14 protein-coding genes, 3 tRNA genes, 3 rRNA genes and 2 riboswitches are annotated in these 21329 nt (G+C 42.8%); of the genes, 17 read left to right on the forward strand and 3 right to left on the reverse strand.

Translation table 11 applies throughout. The features are described from left to right. Window positions 1–87 precede the first annotated feature (87 nt). A complete protein-coding gene (murI, locus tag VRUMOI_RS00410) occupies window positions 88–903 on the forward strand; it encodes a glutamate racemase (protein ID WP_089139901.1) in 816 nt (271 codons plus the stop codon). Here the strand turns inward: murI and VRUMOI_RS00415 are convergent. After that, the gene (locus VRUMOI_RS00415; protein ID WP_089139900.1) at window positions 866–1321 is read right to left on the reverse strand and encodes an RNA recognition motif domain-containing protein; all 456 of its coding nucleotides are present in this window, start codon (window positions 1319–1321) and stop codon (window positions 866–868) included. The genes murI and VRUMOI_RS00415 overlap by 38 nt on opposite strands. A gap of 605 nt (window positions 1322–1926) precedes the next feature. Between VRUMOI_RS00415 and VRUMOI_RS00420 the strand changes: the two genes are divergently transcribed. From VRUMOI_RS00420 to thiH, 13 genes are all read left to right on the forward strand, one after another. After that, window positions 1927–3467: ribosomal RNA gene (locus VRUMOI_RS00420) — 16S ribosomal RNA — on the forward strand. Window positions 3468–3537: 70 nt separating this feature from the next. Beyond that, window positions 3538–3614: transfer RNA gene (locus VRUMOI_RS00425), tRNA-Ile, on the forward strand. 40 nt (window positions 3615–3654) lie between these two features. Then, a tRNA-Ala gene (locus VRUMOI_RS00430) sits at window positions 3655–3730 on the forward strand. 295 nt (window positions 3731–4025) lie between these two features. Beyond that, window positions 4026–6913: ribosomal RNA gene (locus VRUMOI_RS00435) — 23S ribosomal RNA — on the forward strand. A gap of 123 nt (window positions 6914–7036) precedes the next feature. Beyond that, window positions 7037–7152, forward strand: a 5S ribosomal RNA gene (gene rrf, locus VRUMOI_RS00440). The 16S, 23S and 5S rRNA genes sit together here with 3 tRNA genes alongside, the layout of an rRNA operon. Window positions 7153–7183: 31 nt before the next feature. Further along, window positions 7184–7260, forward strand: a tRNA-Asp gene (locus VRUMOI_RS00445). Window positions 7261–7444: 184 nt separating this feature from the next. Next, a riboswitch (Fluoride riboswitch) is annotated at window positions 7445–7515 on the forward strand. A gap of 47 nt (window positions 7516–7562) precedes the next feature. Continuing rightward, window positions 7563–8969: a voltage-gated chloride channel family protein gene (locus tag VRUMOI_RS00450; RefSeq protein WP_231897467.1), complete on the forward strand. Its 1407-nt coding sequence runs from the start codon at window positions 7563–7565 to the stop codon at window positions 8967–8969. 71 nt (window positions 8970–9040) lie between these two features. Next, window positions 9041–9138, forward strand: a riboswitch (TPP riboswitch). Between the two features lie 117 nt (window positions 9139–9255). After that, window positions 9256–11223: a phosphomethylpyrimidine synthase ThiC gene (gene thiC / locus VRUMOI_RS00455; RefSeq protein ID WP_089139596.1), complete on the forward strand. Its 1968-nt coding sequence runs from the start codon at window positions 9256–9258 to the stop codon at window positions 11221–11223. Further along, a complete protein-coding gene (gene thiE, locus VRUMOI_RS00460) occupies window positions 11220–12431 on the forward strand; it encodes a thiamine phosphate synthase (RefSeq protein WP_089139595.1) in 1212 nt (403 codons plus the stop codon). The genes thiC and thiE overlap by 4 nt, the downstream gene beginning before the upstream one ends. 23 nt (window positions 12432–12454) lie before the next feature. Further along, window positions 12455–13204 (forward strand): HesA/MoeB/ThiF family protein, encoded by a 750-nt coding sequence (locus tag VRUMOI_RS00465; protein ID WP_162598379.1) that lies wholly within the window; start codon window positions 12455–12457, stop codon window positions 13202–13204. 44 nt (window positions 13205–13248) lie between these two features. Continuing rightward, window positions 13249–13452: a sulfur carrier protein ThiS gene (gene thiS, locus VRUMOI_RS00470; RefSeq protein ID WP_089139593.1), complete on the forward strand. Its 204-nt coding sequence runs from the start codon at window positions 13249–13251 to the stop codon at window positions 13450–13452. Window positions 13453–13456: 4 nt separating this feature from the next. Next, window positions 13457–14236 carry a thiazole synthase gene (locus VRUMOI_RS00475; protein WP_089139592.1) on the forward strand — a complete coding sequence of 260 codons (780 nt, stop codon included), beginning with the start codon at window positions 13457–13459 and terminating at the stop codon, window positions 14234–14236. Between the two features lie 6 nt (window positions 14237–14242). Continuing rightward, window positions 14243–15355 (forward strand): 2-iminoacetate synthase ThiH, encoded by a 1113-nt coding sequence (gene thiH, locus VRUMOI_RS00480; protein ID WP_089139591.1) that lies wholly within the window; start codon window positions 14243–14245, stop codon window positions 15353–15355. A 157-nt stretch (window positions 15356–15512) separates the two neighbouring features. Here the strand turns inward: thiH and VRUMOI_RS00485 are convergent, their stop codons facing one another. After that, window positions 15513–17294, reverse strand: coding sequence for an aminopeptidase P family protein (locus VRUMOI_RS00485; protein WP_089139590.1), 1782 nt, complete (start codon window positions 17292–17294; stop codon window positions 15513–15515). A 361-nt stretch (window positions 17295–17655) separates the two neighbouring features. Here VRUMOI_RS00485 and tsrA point away from each other — a divergent pair, with 361 nt between their 5' ends. Then, window positions 17656–17943, forward strand: a complete 288-nt coding sequence (gene tsrA, locus VRUMOI_RS00490) for an H-NS-like global regulator TsrA (RefSeq protein WP_089139589.1) — start codon at window positions 17656–17658, stop codon at window positions 17941–17943. A 6-nt stretch (window positions 17944–17949) separates the two neighbouring features. Here tsrA and VRUMOI_RS00495 read toward each other — a convergent pair whose 3' ends face one another. Then, window positions 17950–18876: a DMT family transporter gene (locus tag VRUMOI_RS00495; RefSeq protein ID WP_089139588.1), complete on the reverse strand. Its 927-nt coding sequence runs from the start codon at window positions 18874–18876 to the stop codon at window positions 17950–17952. Between the two features lie 96 nt (window positions 18877–18972). On the opposite strand from VRUMOI_RS00495, the gene rmuC reads away from it, so the two are divergent. Both rmuC and ubiE read left to right on the forward strand, forming a co-directional pair. Then, window positions 18973–20487, forward strand: a complete 1515-nt coding sequence (gene rmuC / locus VRUMOI_RS00500) for a DNA recombination protein RmuC (protein WP_089139587.1) — start codon at window positions 18973–18975, stop codon at window positions 20485–20487. A gap of 50 nt (window positions 20488–20537) precedes the next feature. Beyond that, window positions 20538–21320: a bifunctional demethylmenaquinone methyltransferase/2-methoxy-6-polyprenyl-1,4-benzoquinol methylase UbiE gene (ubiE, locus tag VRUMOI_RS00505; RefSeq protein WP_089139598.1), complete on the forward strand. Its 783-nt coding sequence runs from the start codon at window positions 20538–20540 to the stop codon at window positions 21318–21320. Window positions 21321–21329 lie beyond the last annotated feature (9 nt).

Raw genomic sequence — 21329 nt, forward strand, 5'->3', positions numbered from 1 at the left:
CATTTTTATCTCACCGTGTGTTTTATTTCCATCCATTTAGTTAGCAGAGTATCATGTAACCAGTACTGTTTATCATGAGTAAGTGTTGTGCATCATTCAGCTAATTCTGTTCCAAAAGTATTAATCTTCGATTCTGGTGTCGGTGGGCTTTCTGTCTATCAACAGATCCAAGCGCGATACCCTCAGCTGGATTATCTCTACCTTTTTGATAATGAAGCATACCCATACGGTGAATTACCCGAGCCGATATTAATTGAGCGAGTGCTCCGCCTAATGACTCACATGGTGGCAAAAGAAGCCATTGATATTGTTGTTATCGCCTGTAACACCGCAAGCACCGTGGTGCTACCTCATTTAAGACAAGCATTAAACATCCCTGTTATTGGAGTAGTGCCTGCTATTAAACCTGCCGCGACCTTATCTAAATTAGCTATAGGGCTGATTGCAACACCTGCAACTGTAAACCGGTCTTATACCCATGATTTGATTTCGAAATTTTCAGCAGGTGTCGATGTAAAGCTTTTAGGGTCGACTCGACTGGTGATGATGGCAGAAGAAAAACTTAGAGGTACAAGTGTCGACTTAAAAGAATTAGAAGAGATTCTACAGCCATTATTTCAAAATATAGATGTTGCCGTGCTCGGTTGTACCCATTTCCCATTACTAAGAAATGAAATTCAGCAGGTGCTAGGAGTTAATGTGGCTTTAATTGATTCTGGTGAGGCAATCGCAATGAGAGTAGGGACGGTATTACAAATTAATCCTCGAAGAGATAATGATTTAAAACAAAAATTTTACCCTATATACAGCAGTGCCGCCCCATGGGAGGGTGCGGCACTGAATAATGGATTAGCCCAATTTGGTTTTAATCCAGTTGAGATTCTCCAGTTTCAGGATGCTTAGGATCATTAGCAACACGAACTTTCAAAGTACGTTGCATATAATCTTTTTCGTTAAGTGATGAAATAACGCTATCTGTATCTGATTCTGCAACCACGACAAAACCAAAACCACGGCGTTTTCCCGTTCTCTTATCTTTCATTAAGCGCACAGCAAAGACTTCGCCGTATTCAGAGAAAAGCTGACGAACATTAGACTCATTTGCTTTATAAGGTAGGTTACCTACGTATAGCGTTTGGGTTGATGCTTTTTCAGATGAGCTTTGAGATTGAGTTGAAGAAGAAGTAGACGTAATAAAAAAGGTCGCGACAACACCAATTAAAAAGCTTCCCCAAGCTGGGATAACATTAGTTAGGGAAAGGATAACGGTGCCAAGTACTGCAAGAGCGATGACCATTATGGTCGATTTTTTTGAGTTCATATCTGCATACTACTAGTTGAATAAAAGAAAATAAGAATACGTCTATATAAAGTAGACCATTAGATCTTACGTTTAATAACTAACATTTACCAACTTATTGCTGTGATACCGCTCAAAATGTTTAAATTATAATCACAAAACAACGATTTGATTCAAAAACAAGCAGTCGAAAATTAATTTTAAAAAACCTCTTGCTAAGCCCGAATAACTCCCTATAATTCGCCCTCACTGACACGGAGTAAGCAGCGATGCAGACCTTTGTAGTCAAGCGGTTTCAGCCTTTTAAAGGCAAGTAAAATAAATTATTAAAAAGTGTTTGACACCTTGATTTATTGAGCTAAAATGGCCGCCCTGTTCAACGAGACGCAGTCACGATGAACAACGCTCTTTAACAATTTAAACCTATCAATCTGTGTGGGCACTCGTTGATGATAATCAATATAGCTTCTTAGGAAGCAACAATGATTTCAATGAACTGAGTGACCAATCAGTTATTAGTTTACTAATAATTGGCACAGTCAATTCATTATCATTCTGTTGGAATGATAATAGCTTTAAATTACTTAGGTAGTTTGAAGTCAGTATTCGTTGAGTCACAAAATCTTAAATTGAAGAGTTTGATCATGGCTCAGATTGAACGCTGGCGGCAGGCCTAACACATGCAAGTCGAGCGGAAACGAGAAGTAGCTTGCTACTTCGGCGTCGAGCGGCGGACGGGTGAGTAATGCATAGGAAGTTGCCCAGTAGAGGGGGATAACCATTGGAAACGATGGCTAATACCGCATAACCTCTTCGGAGCAAAGCGGGGGACCTTCGGGCCTCGCGCTACTGGATACGCCTATGTGGGATTAGCTAGTTGGTGAGGTAATGGCTCACCAAGGCGACGATCCCTAGCTGGTCTGAGAGGATGATCAGCCACACTGGGACTGAGACACGGCCCAGACTCCTACGGGAGGCAGCAGTGGGGAATATTGCACAATGGGCGAAAGCCTGATGCAGCCATGCCGCGTGTATGAAGAAGGCCTTCGGGTTGTAAAGTACTTTCAGTTGTGAGGAAGGTTTCGTAGTTAATAACTGCGTTGCTTGACGTTAGCAACAGAAGAAGCACCGGCTAACTCCGTGCCAGCAGCCGCGGTAATACGGAGGGTGCGAGCGTTAATCGGAATTACTGGGCGTAAAGCGCATGCAGGTGGTTTGTTAAGTCAGATGTGAAAGCCCGGGCTCAACCTCGGAAGGTCATTTGAAACTGGCAAACTAGAGTACTGTAGAGGGGTAGAATTTCAGGTGTAGCGGTGAAATGCGTAGAGATCTGAAGGAATACCAGTGGCGAAGGCGGCCCCCTGGACAGATACTGACACTCAGATGCGAAAGCGTGGGGAGCAAACAGGATTAGATACCCTGGTAGTCCACGCCGTAAACGATGTCTACTTGGAGGTTGTGGCCTTGAGCCGTGGCTTTCGGAGCTAACGCGTTAAGTAGACCGCCTGGGGAGTACGGTCGCAAGATTAAAACTCAAATGAATTGACGGGGGCCCGCACAAGCGGTGGAGCATGTGGTTTAATTCGATGCAACGCGAAGAACCTTACCTACTCTTGACATCCAGAGAACTTTCCAGAGATGGATTGGTGCCTTCGGGAACTCTGAGACAGGTGCTGCATGGCTGTCGTCAGCTCGTGTTGTGAAATGTTGGGTTAAGTCCCGCAACGAGCGCAACCCTTATCCTTGTTTGCCAGCGAGTAATGTCGGGAACTCCAGGGGAGACTGCCGGTGATAAACCGGAGGAAGGTGGGGACGACGTCAAGTCATCATGGCCCTTACGAGTAGGGCTACACACGTGCTACAATGGCGCATACAGAGGGCAGCAAGCTAGCGATAGTGAGCGAATCCCAAAAAGTGCGTCGTAGTCCGGATTGGAGTCTGCAACTCGACTCCATGAAGTCGGAATCGCTAGTAATCGTGGATCAGAATGCCACGGTGAATACGTTCCCGGGCCTTGTACACACCGCCCGTCACACCATGGGAGTGGGCTGCAAAAGAAGTAGGTAGTTTAACCTTCGGGAGGACGCTTACCACTTTGTGGTTCATGACTGGGGTGAAGTCGTAACAAGGTAGCCCTAGGGGAACCTGGGGCTGGATCACCTCCTTATACGAAAGATTATTTTTGATGAGTACCCACACAGATTGATTAGGTTTATAAAGTTAAGAGTTTTAATGTTGGGTCTGTAGCTCAGCTGGTTAGAGCGCTCGCCTGATAAGCGGGAGGTCGGTGGTTCAAGTCCACTCAGACCCACCAATTTTCTTTCGAAAAGTTGGTCAACATTAAAAAATAAGATGGGGCTATAGCTCAGCTGGGAGAGCGCCTGCCTTGCACGCAGGAGGTCTGCGGTTCGATCCCGCATAGCTCCACCATCTTTAAATGTTTTTACACAGAATATTTAAAAATGGTTTTCATTAGAAAACTTGCTCTTTAACAATTTGGGAAAGCTGACTAGATAAACATTTAATGTTTATCTTAATAAAAGTTCTCAATGTTTATCCTTGTGATAAACACAACAACACACATTCAAGTGTCTTGTATTCAAATCAATTGCTTGCAATTGATTCTATTGAGTCCGGCAAACGACCGTTAAGATTACCCTCTTAACGGTCAAAAAACTAAAACCTTATTTAGTTGAACATACATTAAGACCCTTTTGGGTTGTATGGTTAAGTGAATAAGCGTACACGGTGGATGCCTAGGCAGTCAGAGGCGATGAAGGACGTATTAACTTGCGATAAGCGTAGATTAGGCAGTAAAAGCCACTTGAGTCTACGATTTCCGAATGGGGAAACCCACGTGCATAAGCACGTATTATTAACTGAATACATAGGTTAATAAGGCGAACTCGGGGAACTGAAACATCTAAGTACCCGAAGGAAGAGAAATCAACCGAGATTCCGAAAGTAGCGGCGAGCGAAATTGGATTAGCCCTTAAGCTTTATATACGTCAGGTGAAGGCTCTGGAAAGTGCCGCGATACAGGGTGATAGCCCCGTAACCGACAACGCATACTAAGTGAAAACGAGTAAGGCGGGACACGTGATATCCTGTCTGAACATGGGGGGACCATCCTCCAAGGCTAAATACTCCTGACTGACCGATAGTGAACCAGTACCGTGAGGGAAAGGCGAAAAGAACCCCTGTGAGGGGAGTGAAATAGAACCTGAAACCGTGTACGTACAAGCAGTAGGAGCACCTTCGTGGTGTGACTGCGTACCTTTTGTATAATGGGTCAGCGACTTATATTTAGTAGCAAGGTTAACCGTATAGGGGAGCCGTAGGGAAACCGAGTCTTAACTGGGCGTCGAGTTGCTAGGTATAGACCCGAAACCAGGTGATCTAGCCATGGGCAGGTTGAAGATTGAGTAACATCAATTGGAGGACCGAACCGACTAATGTTGAAAAATTAGCGGATGACTTGTGGCTAGGGGTGAAAGGCCAATCAAACCTGGAGATAGCTGGTTCTCCCCGAAAGCTATTTAGGTAGCGCCTCGGACGAATACTACTGGGGGTAGAGCACTGTTAAGGCTAGGGGGTCATCCCGACTTACCAACCCTTTGCAAACTCCGAATACCAGTAAGTAATATCCGGGAGACACACGGCGGGTGCTAACGTCCGTCGTGGAGAGGGAAACAACCCAGACCGCCAGCTAAGGTCCCAAAGTATAGCTAAGTGGGAAACGATGTGGGAAGGCTCAGACAGCCAGGATGTTGGCTTAGAAGCAGCCATCATTTAAAGAAAGCGTAATAGCTCACTGGTCGAGTCGGCCTGCGCGGAAGATGTAACGGGGCTAAGCTATACACCGAAGCTGCGGCATCATAGTTTACTATGATGGGTAGGGGAGCGTTCTGTAAGCCGTTGAAGGTGAACTGAGAAGTTTGCTGGAGGTATCAGAAGTGCGAATGCTGACATGAGTAACGATAAAGGGAGTGAAAAACTCCCTCGCCGGAAGACCAAGGGTTCCTGTCCAACGTTAATCGGGGCAGGGTAAGTCGACCCCTAAGGCGAGGCTGAAAAGCGTAGTCGATGGGAAACGGGTTAATATTCCCGTACTTCTTACAAATGCGATGGGGGGACGGAGAAGGCTAGGTGGGCCTGGCGATGGTTGTCCAGGTTCAAGTGCGTAGGCTAATTTCTTAGGTAAATCCGGGAAATTGTTAGGCTGAGACACGATGTCGAGCTACTACGGTAGTGAAGTCATTGATGCCATGCTTCCAGGAAAAGCCTCTAAGCTTCAGTTTGTAAGAAATCGTACCCCAAACCGACACAGGTGGTCGGGTAGAGAATACCAAGGCGCTTGAGAGAACTCGGGTGAAGGAACTAGGCAAAATGGTACCGTAACTTCGGGAGAAGGTACGCTCCTAGCGGTGATGAGACTTGCTCTCTAAGCTGCCGGGAGTCGCAGATACCAGGTGGCTGCAACTGTTTATTAAAAACACAGCACTGTGCAAAATCGTAAGATGACGTATACGGTGTGACGCCTGCCCGGTGCCGGAAGGTTAATTGATGGGGTTATCTTCGGAGAAGCTCTTGATCGAAGCCCCGGTAAACGGCGGCCGTAACTATAACGGTCCTAAGGTAGCGAAATTCCTTGTCGGGTAAGTTCCGACCTGCACGAATGGCGTAATGATGGCCACGCTGTCTCCACCCGAGACTCAGTGAAATTGAAATCGCTGTGAAGATGCAGTGTACCCGCGGCTAGACGGAAAGACCCCGTGAACCTTTACTACAGCTTGGCACTGAACATTGACCCTACATGTGTAGGATAGGTGGGAGACTTTGAAGCAATCACGCCAGTGGTTGTGGAGTCAACCTTGAAATACCACCCTTGTAGTGTTGATGTTCTAACTTAGCCCCATTATCTGGGGTGAGGACAGTGCCTGGTGGGTAGTTTGACTGGGGCGGTCTCCTCCCAAAGAGTAACGGAGGAGCACGAAGGTGGGCTAAACACGGTTGGACATCGTGTGGTTAGTGCAATGGCATAAGCCCGCTTGACTGCGAGAATGACAATTCGAGCAGGTGCGAAAGCAGGTCATAGTGATCCGGTGGTTCTGAATGGAAGGGCCATCGCTCAACGGATAAAAGGTACTCCGGGGATAACAGGCTGATACCGCCCAAGAGTTCATATCGACGGCGGTGTTTGGCACCTCGATGTCGGCTCATCACATCCTGGGGCTGAAGTCGGTCCCAAGGGTATGGCTGTTCGCCATTTAAAGTGGTACGCGAGCTGGGTTTAGAACGTCGTGAGACAGTTCGGTCCCTATCTGCCGTGGGCGTTGGAAGATTGAAGGGGGCTGCTCCTAGTACGAGAGGACCGGAGTGGACGAACCTCTGGTGTTCGGGTTGTCATGCCAATGGCATTGCCCGGTAGCTAAGTTCGGAATCGATAAGTGCTGAAAGCATCTAAGCACGAAGCGAGCCCTGAGATGAGTCTTCCCTGGCGCTTTAAGCGTCCTAAAGGGTTGTTCGAGACTAGAACGTTGATAGGCAGGGTGTGTAAGTGCTGCGAGGCATTGAGCTAACCTGTACTAATTGCCCGTGAGGCTTAACCATACAACACCTAAAGGGTTTTGGTTGGACTGAATAGATATAAGACATACTTGAATGAGTGTGAGAAGAAACAGCTTTCCGAATTAAGTTAAAACATCCTAGTGGATGTTTTAACAGAAGAATTTGCTTGGCGACCATAGCGCTTTGGACCCACCTGATTCCATGCCGAACTCAGAAGTGAAACGAAGTAGCGCCGATGGTAGTGTGGGGTTTCCCCATGTGAGAGTAGGACATCGCCAGGCTTTAAATTGCAACATGCTGAATAGACACTGCGGAGTGGTAGTTCAGTTGGTTAGAATACCGGCCTGTCACGCCGGGGGTCGCGGGTTCGAGTCCCGTCCACTCCGCCACTTATTTTGAGAAACCTGATTCGAAAGAATCAGGTTTTTTTTCATCTGTAGAAAATATTGATCAAGGATCTTCTTTAATTCATCAGCCTTTATTCTTTTTTATTAATGGCTTGGCGCATATCAACGGAAACTCTGTTATTGCTGTTGTTTAAATTTCTCTGTTCTATAGAATGTCATAGTGATTTTGATCACGGGTGATGGGGTTCCACCTTTAACCGCTCAAATTTATTTTGAGATGATGACTCCTGCAAGATGGGATAGATCTATCTGCAGGTTTTCAATTACTCTCAATGTATCTATCCTTGGCATTAATATTAATTATATTAGGTAGATATATGTCTCATCCACTAAACGCTAACCCAAAGCTGTTTGCTCAAATCCTCCGATGGATTGCCATCATTATTCCTGTTGCATCTGTTATCGGTGCGCTTAATGCTTTTTTCTTATGGATACTCTCTGAAGCGACTGCAATTCGTGAAGCGAATATTTGGCTTCTTTATCTATTGCCATTTGCAGGTTTAGTTATCGTTTATTTATATAAAGAATTGGGGAAAAACTCTGACGGTGGGAATAATCTCATAATGGATGAGATACATCAGCCTGGAGCAGGTATACCAACAAGAATGGGGCCTTTAGTTTTATTAACAACAGTGATTACCCATTTATTTGGTGGTTCTGCTGGGCGAGAAGGGACAGCTGTACAGATTGGTGGTGCTGCTTCTAATTATTTTGCCAAGTTATTTAAATTATCTGAATCCGATAAACGATTGTTATTAATCTCAGGTATTGCGGCGGGGTTTGGTGCAATTTTTGGCACCCCTTTGACTGGTGCAATTTTTGCGTTAGAAGTACTCGCTATAGGCCGTTTAAAGTACGATGCTATAGTTCCTGCTCTCTTTGCTGCCATTGTTGCAGATATGGTCTGTACGGCTCTAGGAGCTCACCATACCCACTATCGAATAGACTTTTTAGAGTCATATCAGTTACTTGACCATGTTGTGAAAGTCGACCCATTGTTATTGCTTAAAATCTTAGTTGCTGGTATTGGATTCGGATTAGCTGGTTATCTTTTTGGTGAGTTAACTCATTCGTTAAAGGACTTCTTTAAACTGACTTTGAAAAATCCATACTTGATAGTGTTTGTTGGCGGCATCCTAGTGATTTTAATTACTAAGCTTATTGGTAATTATGACTATATAGGCTTAGGTGTCTATAGCTATCGCGAGGGTGGGGTGAGTATTGTTTCAGCTTTCCATCAAGGTGGGGCTGAATGGTATAGCTGGTTATTTAAATTAGTATTAACGGCTCTTACTTTATCGGTTGGTTTTAAAGGCGGGGAGGTTACGCCATTATTTTTTATTGGAGCCACGTTAGGTAATACTTTAGCTTGGGCTCTAGGTGCGCCACCTGAATTGTTCGCCGCGTTAGGTTTTATCGCGGTGTTTGCTGCTGCAACCAATACTCCGCTTGCTTGTACTATCATGGGGGTAGAGCTATTTGGTTCAGAGTACATTTTATATTTTGCCGTTGCTTGTTATACCGCATACTATTTTAGTGGTCATACAGGCATTTACTCTTCACAACGAATTGCAGTACCTAAGTTATTTGATTTAAAAGAGACATCTAGATTTGATGGCAAAATTGGTCAATTACGAGAAACACAATCAAGTTTATTTGCATCATTAGTTAATAGATTAAAAAATAAATAATATATGAGCTGTTAGTTATCAACTTTGTGAATAATAAAGGTTGATGATTATAATTTGAGCGAATATACTTTTCCTACTTGTCGGAGTGCCATAAGGCTGAGACCGCTATGCGGGATCCGTTGAACCTGATCAGGCTAATACCTGCGAAGGGAACGAGAGAAGAGTAATCTATTCACATTACCCCTCTATTTGTGTATCTGTTTCTACAGATCCGCTCTTGTGCATCAAAATCCGTCAAGCATTTACCCTTCGGGGCTTCTAACTCATACAGTTAAAGGAAAATGCTATGTCGTCAAGTCGTAAACAAGCCAGAATGGACGCTAAGAATTTTATCGATTCTCTGTCTGTACAACCGTATCCCAATTCTCAAAAAGTTTATATTCAAGGTAGTCGCTCGGATTTACGTGTTCCGATGCGTGAAATTAGCCTTTCTAACAGCTTGGTAGGTGGTACGAAAGATAACCCTATTTTAGAGCCTAATGAACCTATCCAAGTTTATGATACCTCTGGTTTTTATACTGATCCCAACTATCAAATTAACTTATATGAAGGGCTTCCTAAGCTAAGAACCTCTTGGATTGAAGAACGAACGGATACTGACATTCTTGACTCCGTCAGCTCTGCCTTTACGCAACAGCGTTTGGATGATGACACGTTAAATGACCTTAGGTACGGAAACTTACCTCCAATTCGTCGAGCGAAACCTGGTTGTTGTGTAACGCAATTACACTATGCAAGGAAAGGTATCATTACCCCTGAAATGGAGTTTATCGCAATACGTGAAAATATGGGGCGCCAGAAATTTGCTGATGAGCAATTGAATCAGCAGCACCCGGGGCAAAACTTTGGTGCACATTTACCTCAAGAAATTACCCCAGAATTTGTTCGTCGTGAAGTCGCAGAAGGGCGAGCAATCATTCCATCCAACATCAACCATCCAGAATCTGAGCCGATGATTATCGGCCGTAATTTCTTAATTAAAGTGAATGCAAACATTGGAAATTCATCGGTGTCATCCTCTATTGAAGAAGAAGTAGAAAAGCTGGTTTGGTCGACACGTTGGGGAGGCGATACCGTAATGGACCTTTCTACTGGGCGTAATATTCATGAAACTCGTGAGTGGATTCTGCGTAATAGCCCGGTGCCAATTGGTACAGTCCCGATGTATCAGGCATTAGAAAAAGTAAACGGAGTTGCTGAAAATCTTAATTGGGAAGTGATGCGCGATACTTTAATTGAGCAAGCAGAACAAGGCGTAGATTACTTTACTATCCATGCTGGCTTATTACTGCGTTATGTCCCTATGACAGCAAAACGAGTTACCGGTATTGTCTCGCGCGGCGGCTCAATTATCGCTAAGTGGTGTTTAGCTCATCACCAAGAAAGCTTTCTTTATACTCACTTTCGAGAGATCTGTGAAATTTGTGCTCAGTATGATGTTGCTCTTTCTCTTGGTGATGGTTTGCGTCCAGGTTCGATTGCTGATGCTAACGATGAAGCACAATTTTCCGAGTTACGGACTCTAGGTGAACTGACTAAGATTGCTTGGGAATATGACGTTCAAGTTATGATAGAAGGCCCTGGCCACGTTCCTATGCACATGATCAAAGAGAACATGGATGAGCAATTGAAGCATTGCCATGAAGCGCCGTTCTATACATTAGGTCCACTTACTACCGATGTTGCACCGGGTTATGATCATATCACTTCTGGTATTGGCGCTGCGATGATTGGTTGGTTTGGTTGTGCCATGCTTTGTTATGTCACACCCAAAGAACACTTAGGTTTGCCAAATAAGGAAGATGTGAAAACAGGCTTAATTACTTATAAATTGGCAGCACATGCAGGCGACTTAGCGAAAGGCCACCCAGGCGCTCAAATTCGTGATAATGCGTTATCTAAAGCACGTTTTGAATTTCGTTGGCATGACCAATTTAATCTCTCGCTCGATCCAGAAACCGCATTGGCTTTTCATGATGAAACATTGCCTCAAGAGTCTGGCAAAGTTGCCCATTTTTGTTCTATGTGCGGACCGAAATTTTGTTCGATGAAAATCTCTCAAGAAGTTCGTGAATATGCCAAAGACAGTGATCAAGTTTTAGCAGATCAAGCTATTGAGGTGAAAATGGTCGGTGACCCACGTGAAGGAATGAAAGCTAAATCACGTGAATTTCTTGAAACTGGCTCAGAGCTTTATCATCCCGCAATACAAACAAAGGATAAGGTATTGGCAGAGCAAGAGGATAAGTCATGAATACGCTTATCTTTAATGGAGCTAAGGAACCTTTACTTAAACAGCAACTTCAATCTTGTATGGAAGCGGCTCAGCAAGCTGGATTTACGCTTCCTGATGTAGCGTTTTCAGAATTGCCAGCAATCGGTGACTTATCGACAGTGGTACATTTACCATCTGGTCCCAAGGTGATCTCTGCAGCATTTGGTATTGAGAAGCGAATTAAAGGCAGCGATGTTGCTTTGTGTTATCAGAATGAAGTAGATGCATTACTTGTTACTGAAGACGATGTTAGCTTAATTTCGGTGGCAGTAAATAATGGCGACATACTTACTGATAAAATCAGGCTGAAAGGTGGGGTTTCAGTTGATTTACATACTGTTAATTTAAAGTGGAATCATGAGTCGACTATTCGTCATTATTGTTGGTTCATCATGGCTTTGGGCTTAAGTTTCACTTTTGAAGATGCCTCTATTATTGCAAATGCTGCAGTGAAACAATACCAAAGTGTTTCACGTGAAACATGGCCGGTTGATGCTCACTTCTTCCCACAACTCGCTCAAGAAGCCACATTTCAAGCCTGTCCTACCTTCAAGTTTATACCACCGGCTATTGGCTTATATCCAGTAGTTGACTCGATTGAGTGGATCGAAATATTACTTAAACATGGTGTTAAAACGCTTCAGCTTAGAATGAAAGATTCGTTGGGCTCAGATATAGAAGCCAATATAAAGCATGCGATAGCACTTGGCCGAGACTATAACGCGCAGTTATTTATTAATGATCATTGGCAACTTGCTATCAAATATAAGGCTTATGGCATTCACCTTGGACAGGAGGATATGGAAGTCGCCGATTTACAGGCGATTCGCCAAGCAGGTCTACGATTAGGTATTTCAACTCACGGCTATTATGAAATTTTGCGAGCCAAGCAGTTGAAGCCTTCTTATATTGCTCTTGGGCATATCTTTCCAACCACGACGAAACAAATGCCATCGCAACCACAAGGACTGAATAAGTTATCGCTGTACCAAAAATTGATTGGTGATGATTTTCCTACTGTAGCAATAGGAGGGGTGAATTTGAATAACGCACAAGATGTTTGGCAAACCGGTGTGAATAGCTTAGCGGTGGTCCGTGCTATTACACAAGCAAATGATATACAATTGACGATAGATTCTTTCTATCAAATTATGGCTTCACCACGAAGTGATAAGGCTATTGTTTAACAGCTAATGAGTAACAAGGGAAAATAATGAACGACCAACAATTCCAACGCTATCAAAGACAAATTATGGTTCCAGAAGTATCGGAAGTGGGCCAAGAAAAATTGATTGGTAGTAAAGTGTTGTTGGTAGGCTGTGGTGGCTTAGGCTCGGCTGCAGCTCTTTATCTCGCCGGTGCGGGAATCGGTTCATTAGTCGTCGCGGATGGTGATGAGGTTGACTCCTCCAATTTACAGCGTCAAGTTATATACCGTGAATCTGATATTGGAAAGAATAAAGCGCAAGCGACTGCTGAACAATTAAAGCAATTAAATCCTAATTGCAAAGTTCGTTGTGTGAAATCTTTTCTTGCCGATGCTCAGCTGAATTTAGAAGTGATGCTGGCGGATGTAGTATTAGATTGCAGTGATAATTTTCCAACTAGACAGGCAGTTAATAAAGCCTGTCATGACGGAAAGACCCCATTAATTTCAGGTTCGGCGATCGGCTGGATCGGGCAATTAATGAGTTTTGACTTTAAGCACCATTCATCCCCTTGTTACCGTTGTGCTGTGCCATATCAAGATAATAGCGCAGGTTTGAAATGTTCAGAATCGGGAGTGATTGGCCCGGTCGTCGGTACGTTAGGTAATTTACAAGCGCTTGAGGCGATCAAATACTTAACTCAAAACGATAAACTAAAACCTGCGTCTCTTAATTTATTTGATGGGCAAACGCTATCTTGGCAGAAATTTAATATTGCCAAAGATTCTGAATGCCCAGTTTGTGGAAGCTGATTAGAACCGATCAGTCTCCACGAAGAAGGATCTGAGGAGACACCATGCAAGTCACGGTAAACCAACAAGTACATATTTTAGAGAAGAACCAAAACAAGCTGATTCAATTACTGTCTCAGTTACTGCTTAATCAGCAAGGTATTGCGGTTGCTATTAACCAAGATGTCATTCCTAAAACCCAGTGGGCAGAGACGACGCTCGCTGAGGGTGATGATGTATCGGTTTTCACTATGATCGCAGGAGGCTAATATCATGAATGTTATTCAAGATTCATTAGTCATAGCCGATCGCGATTTTCATTCTAGATTGTTTACTGGTACCGGAAAGTTTGCCAGTTCGAGTCTTATGTTAGATTCGCTTCAACATTCCGGATCTGAGTTAATAACCTTAGCGTTAAAGCGCTTAGATTTCCGCCAACAAACAGACGACATTCTACAGCCACTATTAAAAACCAATGTTCAACTCTTGCCGAATACTTCTGGTGCTAAAACAGCAAAAGAAGCGGTCTTTGCTGCACAATTAGCACGTGAGGTACTGGATACACCGTGGTTGAAATTAGAAATCCATCCTGATCCTAAATACTTAATGCCAGATCCGATTGAAACTCTAAAAGCAGCGGAGCAACTGGTGGAGCTTGGCTTTATTGTCCTACCTTATTGCCATGCTGATCCCGTGTTATGTAAACGCCTCGAAGAAGTAGGTTGTGCCGCCGTTATGCCATTAGCGGCACCGATTGGTTCCAACAAAGGTTTGGTATCGGAAGATTTCCTCAAGATTATTATCGAACAAGCGAACATACCTGTTGTCGTTGATGCTGGGATTGGCGCACCTTCGCATGCGGCTTATGCTATGGAGTTAGGTGCTGATGCAGTCCTGGTCAATACCGCAATTGCATCATCAGCTAACCCCATACAAATGGCGCAAGCTTTTAAACTCGCAGTGCAGTCTGGGCGTCAGGCTTATCTAGCTGGCTTAGGTAGTGTGAGCCAACAAGCAAGTGCTTCAAGCCCACTGACTGCATTTTTAGGGTAGGTGAAGATGACTTTTACAGACGTATTTAAAACCCTAGATTGGGATGAAGTTTACTTATCCATTCGCAGTAAAACAGCTGCTGATGTTGAGCGAGCTTTGGCAAAAAACAAGCTGGGCCTAGAAGACTTTAAAGCACTCATTTCGCCTGTGGCCGAATCTTATGTTGAACAAATGGCGCAACGTTCTTATACGCTTACTCGGCAGCGTTTTGGCCATAATATTCATTTTTATATTCCATTATACCTTTCAAATTTGTGCGCCAATGCGTGTACTTACTGTGGTTTTTCTATGGAAAATAAATTGAAACGTCGAACGCTAAATCAAGCTGAAGTTGAAGCTGAAGTTCAAGCGGTAAAAGCGATGAGTTTTGATAGTGTGTTATTGGTTACTGGGGAGCATGAAACCAAAGTTGGTATGAATTATTTTGCTGAGATGCTGCCTATCATAAAGCAAGAGTTTTCATATTTAGCGATGGAAGTTCAACCTTTGGACCAAGATCATTACAGTGAATTAAAATCCCTAGGGTTAGATGCGGTGATGGTCTATCAAGAAACTTATCACCCAAGTACTTATGCTAAACACCATTTGAGAGGTAATAAGCAGGATTTCTATTACCGGCTTGAAACTCCAGATCGGGTCGCGAGAGCGGGCGTTGATAAAATTGGAATAGGAGCACTAATTGGTTTAGAAGACTGGCGAACAGATTGTTTATTTACAGCTGCGCATTTACAGTATTTAGAGAAACAATATTGGACGTCTCGGTATTCGATTTCTTTTCCAAGATTGAGACCATGTGAAGGGGCATTACAACCAAAATCGGTGATGACTGATAAACAATTAGTACAACTTATTTGTGCTTTCCGTTTGTTTAATCATGAGGTCGAGTTGTCATTATCAACACGCGAACAACCAAGTTTTAGAGATAACGTATTGCCTTTAGGAGTGACTCATATCTCGGCGGCTTCAAAAACTCAGCCGGGTGGTTATGCGAACTCTGATGTTGAATTGGAGCAATTTGCTATTAGTGATGAGCGTTCAGTGGAAGAGGTTATTAAATCTGTTCGTCAACGCGGTTATGAACCCGTATGGACTGATTGGCATCACGCTTATTCCGGATGACTTTGTAAGCTAGTCTCAAATGGTTTCACGTGAAACAATAAAGCCCGATTCGGTTGGTATCGAAACGGGCTTTGTTTTTATTTAGCCTCAAGTGCGGTACTGAGTGATTTCAAGTTACTTACCACTGAAGATATTTATAATGACCAAATTCTATTGATCAAATCGCTAAAGTAGCCTGCTTTAACCATTCTTTTACCTCATCATCAACGAATGGGCTGACATCATTCCATACTTTTTGATGGTACTGATTTAGCCAATCTATTTCGCCAGTAGTTAATAGATTACGCTCAATAGCTCTCACATCAATTGGACAACGCGTTAGGGATTCGAAGCCAAGAATAGATAAATCACCTTGCGTTTGTTTCTCTGTGACTAACTCAAGGTTTTCAATACGAATGCCAAACTCGTTAGCACGGTAGTAACCCGGTTCATTTGATAACACCATCCCTGCTTGTAGAGCGACGCCATTGTAAGCAGGAGAAATACGTTGTGGTCCTTCATGAACACTTAAGAAGTGACCAACACCATGGCCAGTACCATGATCATAATTATAGCCTTCTGCCCATAGATATTGACGAGCCAACACATCAAGCTGACTGCCAGTAGTTCCGACAGGAAAGCGCGCGGTTGCCAATGCAATGTGTCCTTTGAGTACCAATGTGAATTGCTGCTTCATAAATGTCGAAGGCTCACCAATTGCAACGGTGCGTGTGATATCTGTAGTACCGTCTGGGTACTGGCCACCGGAATCGACAAGATAAAGTGAGTTTAATTCCAGCTTACCAAACTCTATTTGATCGGCGTGATTGTAATGACACATTGCCGCGTTACTTCCTGCGGCTGAAATGGTATCAAAACTTAAATCGGCTAATGACTCATCTTGTTTACGGAAATCATGCAATTGGTTAGATAGGGTATCTTCATCGTGCAAGCGACCGGCTTCAACTTCAGAATCAATCCAGCATAAGAACTTGGCCATTGCCACACCATCTCGCACATGACAATTAATCATGCCTTGTGATTCGGTTTTGTTTTTAACTGCCTTAGGGAGTAAACATGGATCATTACTAGCAATAATATGAGCATGGTTGCTTTGTAATACTTGGCTGAACCAGGCGTTACTGCTATTCGGGTCGACTATAACTTTTTTTCCAGCTAGTGAACTAAGCGATGCTTCAAGTTGAGAAGGTGACGAGATGGTTACCCCTTTACCAACATGCTGTCCAAATTCAGAAGGAATGCGTTCTGGGTTAATAAATAACTCTAAGCTGGAGTCGGCATGTAAAATCGCATGGCATAAAACCGCAGGTAAGCGCGGTACATCGAGACCACGAATATTGAGTAACCAACAAATAGAGTCTATTTGAGTCAATAATGCTGCATCGGCATTTTGCTGGCTAATGAGTTGTGCAATATTGTTACGTTTATCTTGTGAAGGCTGGCCAACGATGTCTAATGGCATTAAACGTAATGGTGATTCAACGGTTTGAGGGCGATCAGACCAAAGCATATCAATCGGGTTGCTTTCGACATCAATCATCTCAATTTGCCCATCGAGTTTATTTTGTGCTGCTTGATACCAAGTGGCGGAATGCATTTTAGGATTAATGGCTAAACGACTACCCGCTGGCATATTTTGTTGCAGCCAAGTAATCGGTGGCTCTTGAATAAAATGATGATAACTAAATAGCTCACCAGGAACTTGCTTGGTGACTTGAACGGTATAGCGGCCATCAACAAACATCGCTGCGCTATCTTGAGTAATGACCGCCGCGCCAGCAGAACCAGCAAAACCGGTTATCCAATGCAAACGTTCATTATGAGCGGGAATGTATTCTCCTAAAAACTCATCTTCATGTGGAATAATGATCGCGTCAAAATCATGTTGAACGAGCCACTGACGAAGTTGCTGGACACGCTCTGAAATAGCTTTATGCATCTGAATCATCCTTTTTGATTTAACGGTCTATGCCGAAATGCTATCAACATTGTCATTGATGTAATGGCTTAATACTACCATTGGAGTTTGAGTGTGTAATCTAATCCCGTTGAAATGTGCCAACTAAGGTAATGTTTCACGTGAAACCTTGTGGACAGGTTTGGAATAATGAGTGAGAAAAAGAGGAAAAATAAACGGTGGTCATATCAATTTCACTGGCTGGTCTTTTAAATTGTCATTAATAACCAAAATAGCAGTCCTAAACGGTATTTTTTGTTTTGCTTAACCATCATTCAGGCGTATATTTACTTCTGCTTTTTTACATTTCCTTCTTTGAATCACTCGGAATATAAAACAATCTATGTCACTAACTACTTATGAGATGGCTCGTATTTTAGAGCAATTGGACGAAAGCCCAGAAAAAGTTATGTTTGGTAAACTATTAACTGAGCTAGGCAATCAAAGCCAAGAAAGAATTCGTAGCGCAGCGAAACAAGTACCACTTGAATTATTAAGAGATATTATTTATCAGTTTCAAGTTATCGCGGATTCACGCAAGGGCGAACAAGTGCAATTACTTGCTGAACAGTTGAAAGCTCAAGGTCTTTCTGTTGATGATCTTAAGCGTTATATGGAAAAGACGAAATAACCGCTTTTATTTATTACTATCTGCGCAATTCCTATTTCGTGTTTTAAATTTTATTTGTTGTACGGCCAAGCCTAATAATATGCAAATCAACCCAACCACTGTTGATGGGTAAATGGTTTCGCCAATAATTTGAGCTAATAATATCAAGGAAATAAAAGGTGAGAGGAAAATTAAATTACTCACCTTGGCAGTATTGTGCGTCTTTTTCAGTGCGGTTAACCACAACACAAACGTTATTCCCATCTCAAATAAGCCTACATAACTGACGGCTAACCAACCTTGTAAACTGATCGAACTCCATCCCAACCCTTCGTACCAAGCGAGAAATATTGAGAATGGAAGGGAAACTAAAAACCCCAACAAGACGACTAAAATAGGATCGGTTTTATTTTTGGTATTTAAGATCCAATAACTGGCCCACAATAAGGTTGATAATAAAGCTAATCCAACCCCTAATGGACTATCAAACGATAGCGTAAGTAAATTGCCTTTGGTCGCAATAATCAAGACACCTAAATACCCTAAGAGACAGGCAAGCCAATCTTGTTTGCGGATTTTTTGCCCTAAAAACAACGCTGCCATTAACGTTAAGGTAATAGCCCAACTGTAGTTCAATGGTTGTGCCTGTGAGGCTGGCAACAAATCATAAGCTTTGAATAAAATAAGGTAGTACCCAAGAGGATTCACTAACCCAAGCAAAAAGAAGTATTTTGGGTTGGCTAAAAAAACGGAACTGAGCTGATTAATAGTGCCTTTTATTTGGCATATCACCAATAACACGATCACCGAAACGACACTCGCGACTAACAACATTTGAATAGGAGAAAACTCTCGCAGAGTGAGTTTAAAAGCGGTGGCAACTGTAGACCACAATAAAACAGCAGCAAGCCCATAAAGAAGAGCACTTCGTTCTGACTGTGCTGTATTTTCCATATTCGCCTCTGTATAACTAAATTAAGATATAAACTGGACATTTATCCAGTATTTAATATGATCTGATTAAATAAATGTCAGAAAGTAAGGGTACTTATGCAATGGGTTTTCAATCATAGCGATTTCATTTTGCTTTGCCTAATTGTGATTTCGATGCTGTCGGTTGGTGCACAACTTTGGATAAAAAACCGCCACAACCATCAACTTGAGATGTTAAAGCAACAGCATCAGTCTGAATTATCAAGCCATCTTCAAGCGCTACAATCTGCCCAACATCAAACTAAGCAGCTACAAGCGGAATTAGATCAATTAGATATCGAACGTGATAAATCGGAATTTGAAGCGAGAAAGAATTTTGGTCAGTTGATGGCAGCCAATGAGAGGTTGAAGCAACTGGAACAATTACAAAGCGAATTGCATCAAGTTAAGTACCAATATGAACAGTTAAATACTGAAAACTATGAGCTTAAGGCGCAACTGAGGGAACAGACTGTTAAGCATGAAGAAGAAAACCGATCGGCACAAGAGAAGTTAGCCTTACTTGAAAAAGCAGAACAGAGACTAAAAGTTGAATTTGAAAGTCTAGCGAATCAATTGTTTGACAATAAAGTGAAAAGTGTTGATCAGCAAAATAAACAAAGCTTGGAAAGTTTACTGAACCCGCTGAAAGAACAATTACATGGTTTTAAAAAACAGGTGACGGATAGTTATCATGCCGAAGCCAAAGAACGTCATACCTTGGTTCATGAAATTAAACAGTTACAAAAACTCAATGAGCAAATGGCGCAAGATGCGGTGAATTTAACTCAAGCGCTTAAAGGTGATAATAAGCAGCAAGGCAACTGGGGTGAAGTGGTATTAGCGAAAGTGCTACAAGATTCCGGCTTACGTGAAGGGCATGAATATCAAACCCAAGTGAGCTTAACGCATGCTAGCGGTAAACGTTATCAACCGGATGTGATTGTTAACTTACCTGAAGATAAGCAAGTGATTATTGATTCTAAAATGACGTTGGTGGCGTTTGAGCGTTACTTTAATGCTGAGAATGATAACCAAAAAGCCAAAGCATTAAATGAACATCTTATTTCAGTGAGAAGCCATATCAAACTACTCAGTCAAAAAGATTACCATCAACTAAAAGGGATCACATCGTTAGATTATGTCTTAATGTTTATTCCTATTGAGCCTGCCTTTCAATTAGCGATAGAGCGCGATCCGAGTTTAATTCGAGATGCGATGGAGCAGAATATTATTGTTGTCAGTCCGACAACCTTGTTAGTGGCATTACGTACCATTAACAACCTGTGGCGTAATGAAAGGCAGAATCAAAATGCCCAATTGATTGCGGAACGAGCAAGTAAGTTATATGACAAAATGCGTTTATTTGTCGATGACATGGAAGCCGTTGGGCAAGCATTAAATCGTGCACAAAATAGCTATCAAGGAGCGATGAATAAATTGTCGACCGGCAAAGGAAACCTAATTCGCCAAGCGGAAAGTTTTAAAACATTGGGGGTTGAAGTGAAAAAAGGCATTAGCCAGGAAATCACTGAAATTGCACAAAATGACTCCGACAAGCACAGACAAGCGGTTGAGGATAAAGTAAACTAACCGCAATTAAATGAGCTTACATCTGCGTTTAAGTTGGAGTAATGGAAAACATGACGGATAAGCAAATACAAGCCGACAACTCAAAGTCACAAGAAGAAACAACCCATTTTGGTTTTTCTACGGTCGCGAAAGAACAAAAAGTCGAAAAAGTCGCCGAAGTGTTTCATTCCGTTGCCGCAAAATACGACATTATGAATGATTTGATGTCTGGTGGTATTCATCGCCTTTGGAAACGATTTACCATTGATTGCAGTGGAGTGCGCCCTGGTCATAAGGTGCTCGACCTTGCTGGTGGTACCGGTGACTTAACCGCCAAGTTTTCTCGTATAGTGGGTGACAATGGTCAAGTTGTGCTGGCCGATATTAATAACTCAATGCTGAATGTAGGACGCGATAAATTACGTGATATCGGTATTGTTGGTAATGTCCATTACGTTCAAGCTAACGCAGAAGAATTACCATTTCCAGACGATCATTTTGACTGTATTACCATTAGTTTTGGCTTACGTAATGTAACCGATAAAGACAAAGCATTACGCTCGATGTTTCGTGTATTAAAGCCGGGTGGGCGTTTATTGGTATTAGAATTCTCTAAACCTAAAGTTGAGGCACTATCGAAAGTGTATGACTTATATTCCTTCCATTTACTGCCGAAGATCGGTGAGCTGGTGGCGAATGATGCGGATAGTTATCGCTATCTCGCTGAATCAATTCGCATGCACCCGGATCAAGATACATTAAAAGGTATGATGGAAGAGGCGGGTTTTGAGCAAACTAAATACTTTAATCTGACGGGGGGTATCGTTGCCTTACACCGTGGATATAAGTTTTAAGGAATAAAT

Source organism: Vibrio rumoiensis, from assembly GCF_002218045.2.
In the GTDB taxonomy this organism is placed as follows: Bacteria; Pseudomonadota; Gammaproteobacteria; order Enterobacterales; family Vibrionaceae; genus Vibrio; species Vibrio rumoiensis.

Coding starts and splice junctions, on each gene's coding strand:
- VRUMOI_RS00415 (WP_089139900.1), bottom strand. CDS start 1,321: ATGAACTCAAAAAAATCGACCATAATGGTCATCGCTCTTGCAGTACTT.
- thiC (WP_089139596.1), top strand. CDS start 9,256: ATGTCGTCAAGTCGTAAACAAGCCAGAATGGACGCTAAGAATTTTATC.
- thiE (WP_089139595.1), top strand. CDS start 11,220: ATGAATACGCTTATCTTTAATGGAGCTAAGGAACCTTTACTTAAACAG.
- thiS (WP_089139593.1), top strand. CDS start 13,249: ATGCAAGTCACGGTAAACCAACAAGTACATATTTTAGAGAAGAACCAA.
- VRUMOI_RS00475 (WP_089139592.1), top strand. CDS start 13,457: ATGAATGTTATTCAAGATTCATTAGTCATAGCCGATCGCGATTTTCAT.
- thiH (WP_089139591.1), top strand. CDS start 14,243: ATGACTTTTACAGACGTATTTAAAACCCTAGATTGGGATGAAGTTTAC.
- VRUMOI_RS00485 (WP_089139590.1), bottom strand. CDS start 17,294: ATGCATAAAGCTATTTCAGAGCGTGTCCAGCAACTTCGTCAGTGGCTC.
- tsrA (WP_089139589.1), top strand. CDS start 17,656: ATGTCACTAACTACTTATGAGATGGCTCGTATTTTAGAGCAATTGGAC.
- VRUMOI_RS00495 (WP_089139588.1), bottom strand. CDS start 18,876: ATGGAAAATACAGCACAGTCAGAACGAAGTGCTCTTCTTTATGGGCTT.
- rmuC (WP_089139587.1), top strand. CDS start 18,973: ATGCAATGGGTTTTCAATCATAGCGATTTCATTTTGCTTTGCCTAATT.
- ubiE (WP_089139598.1), top strand. CDS start 20,538: ATGACGGATAAGCAAATACAAGCCGACAACTCAAAGTCACAAGAAGAA.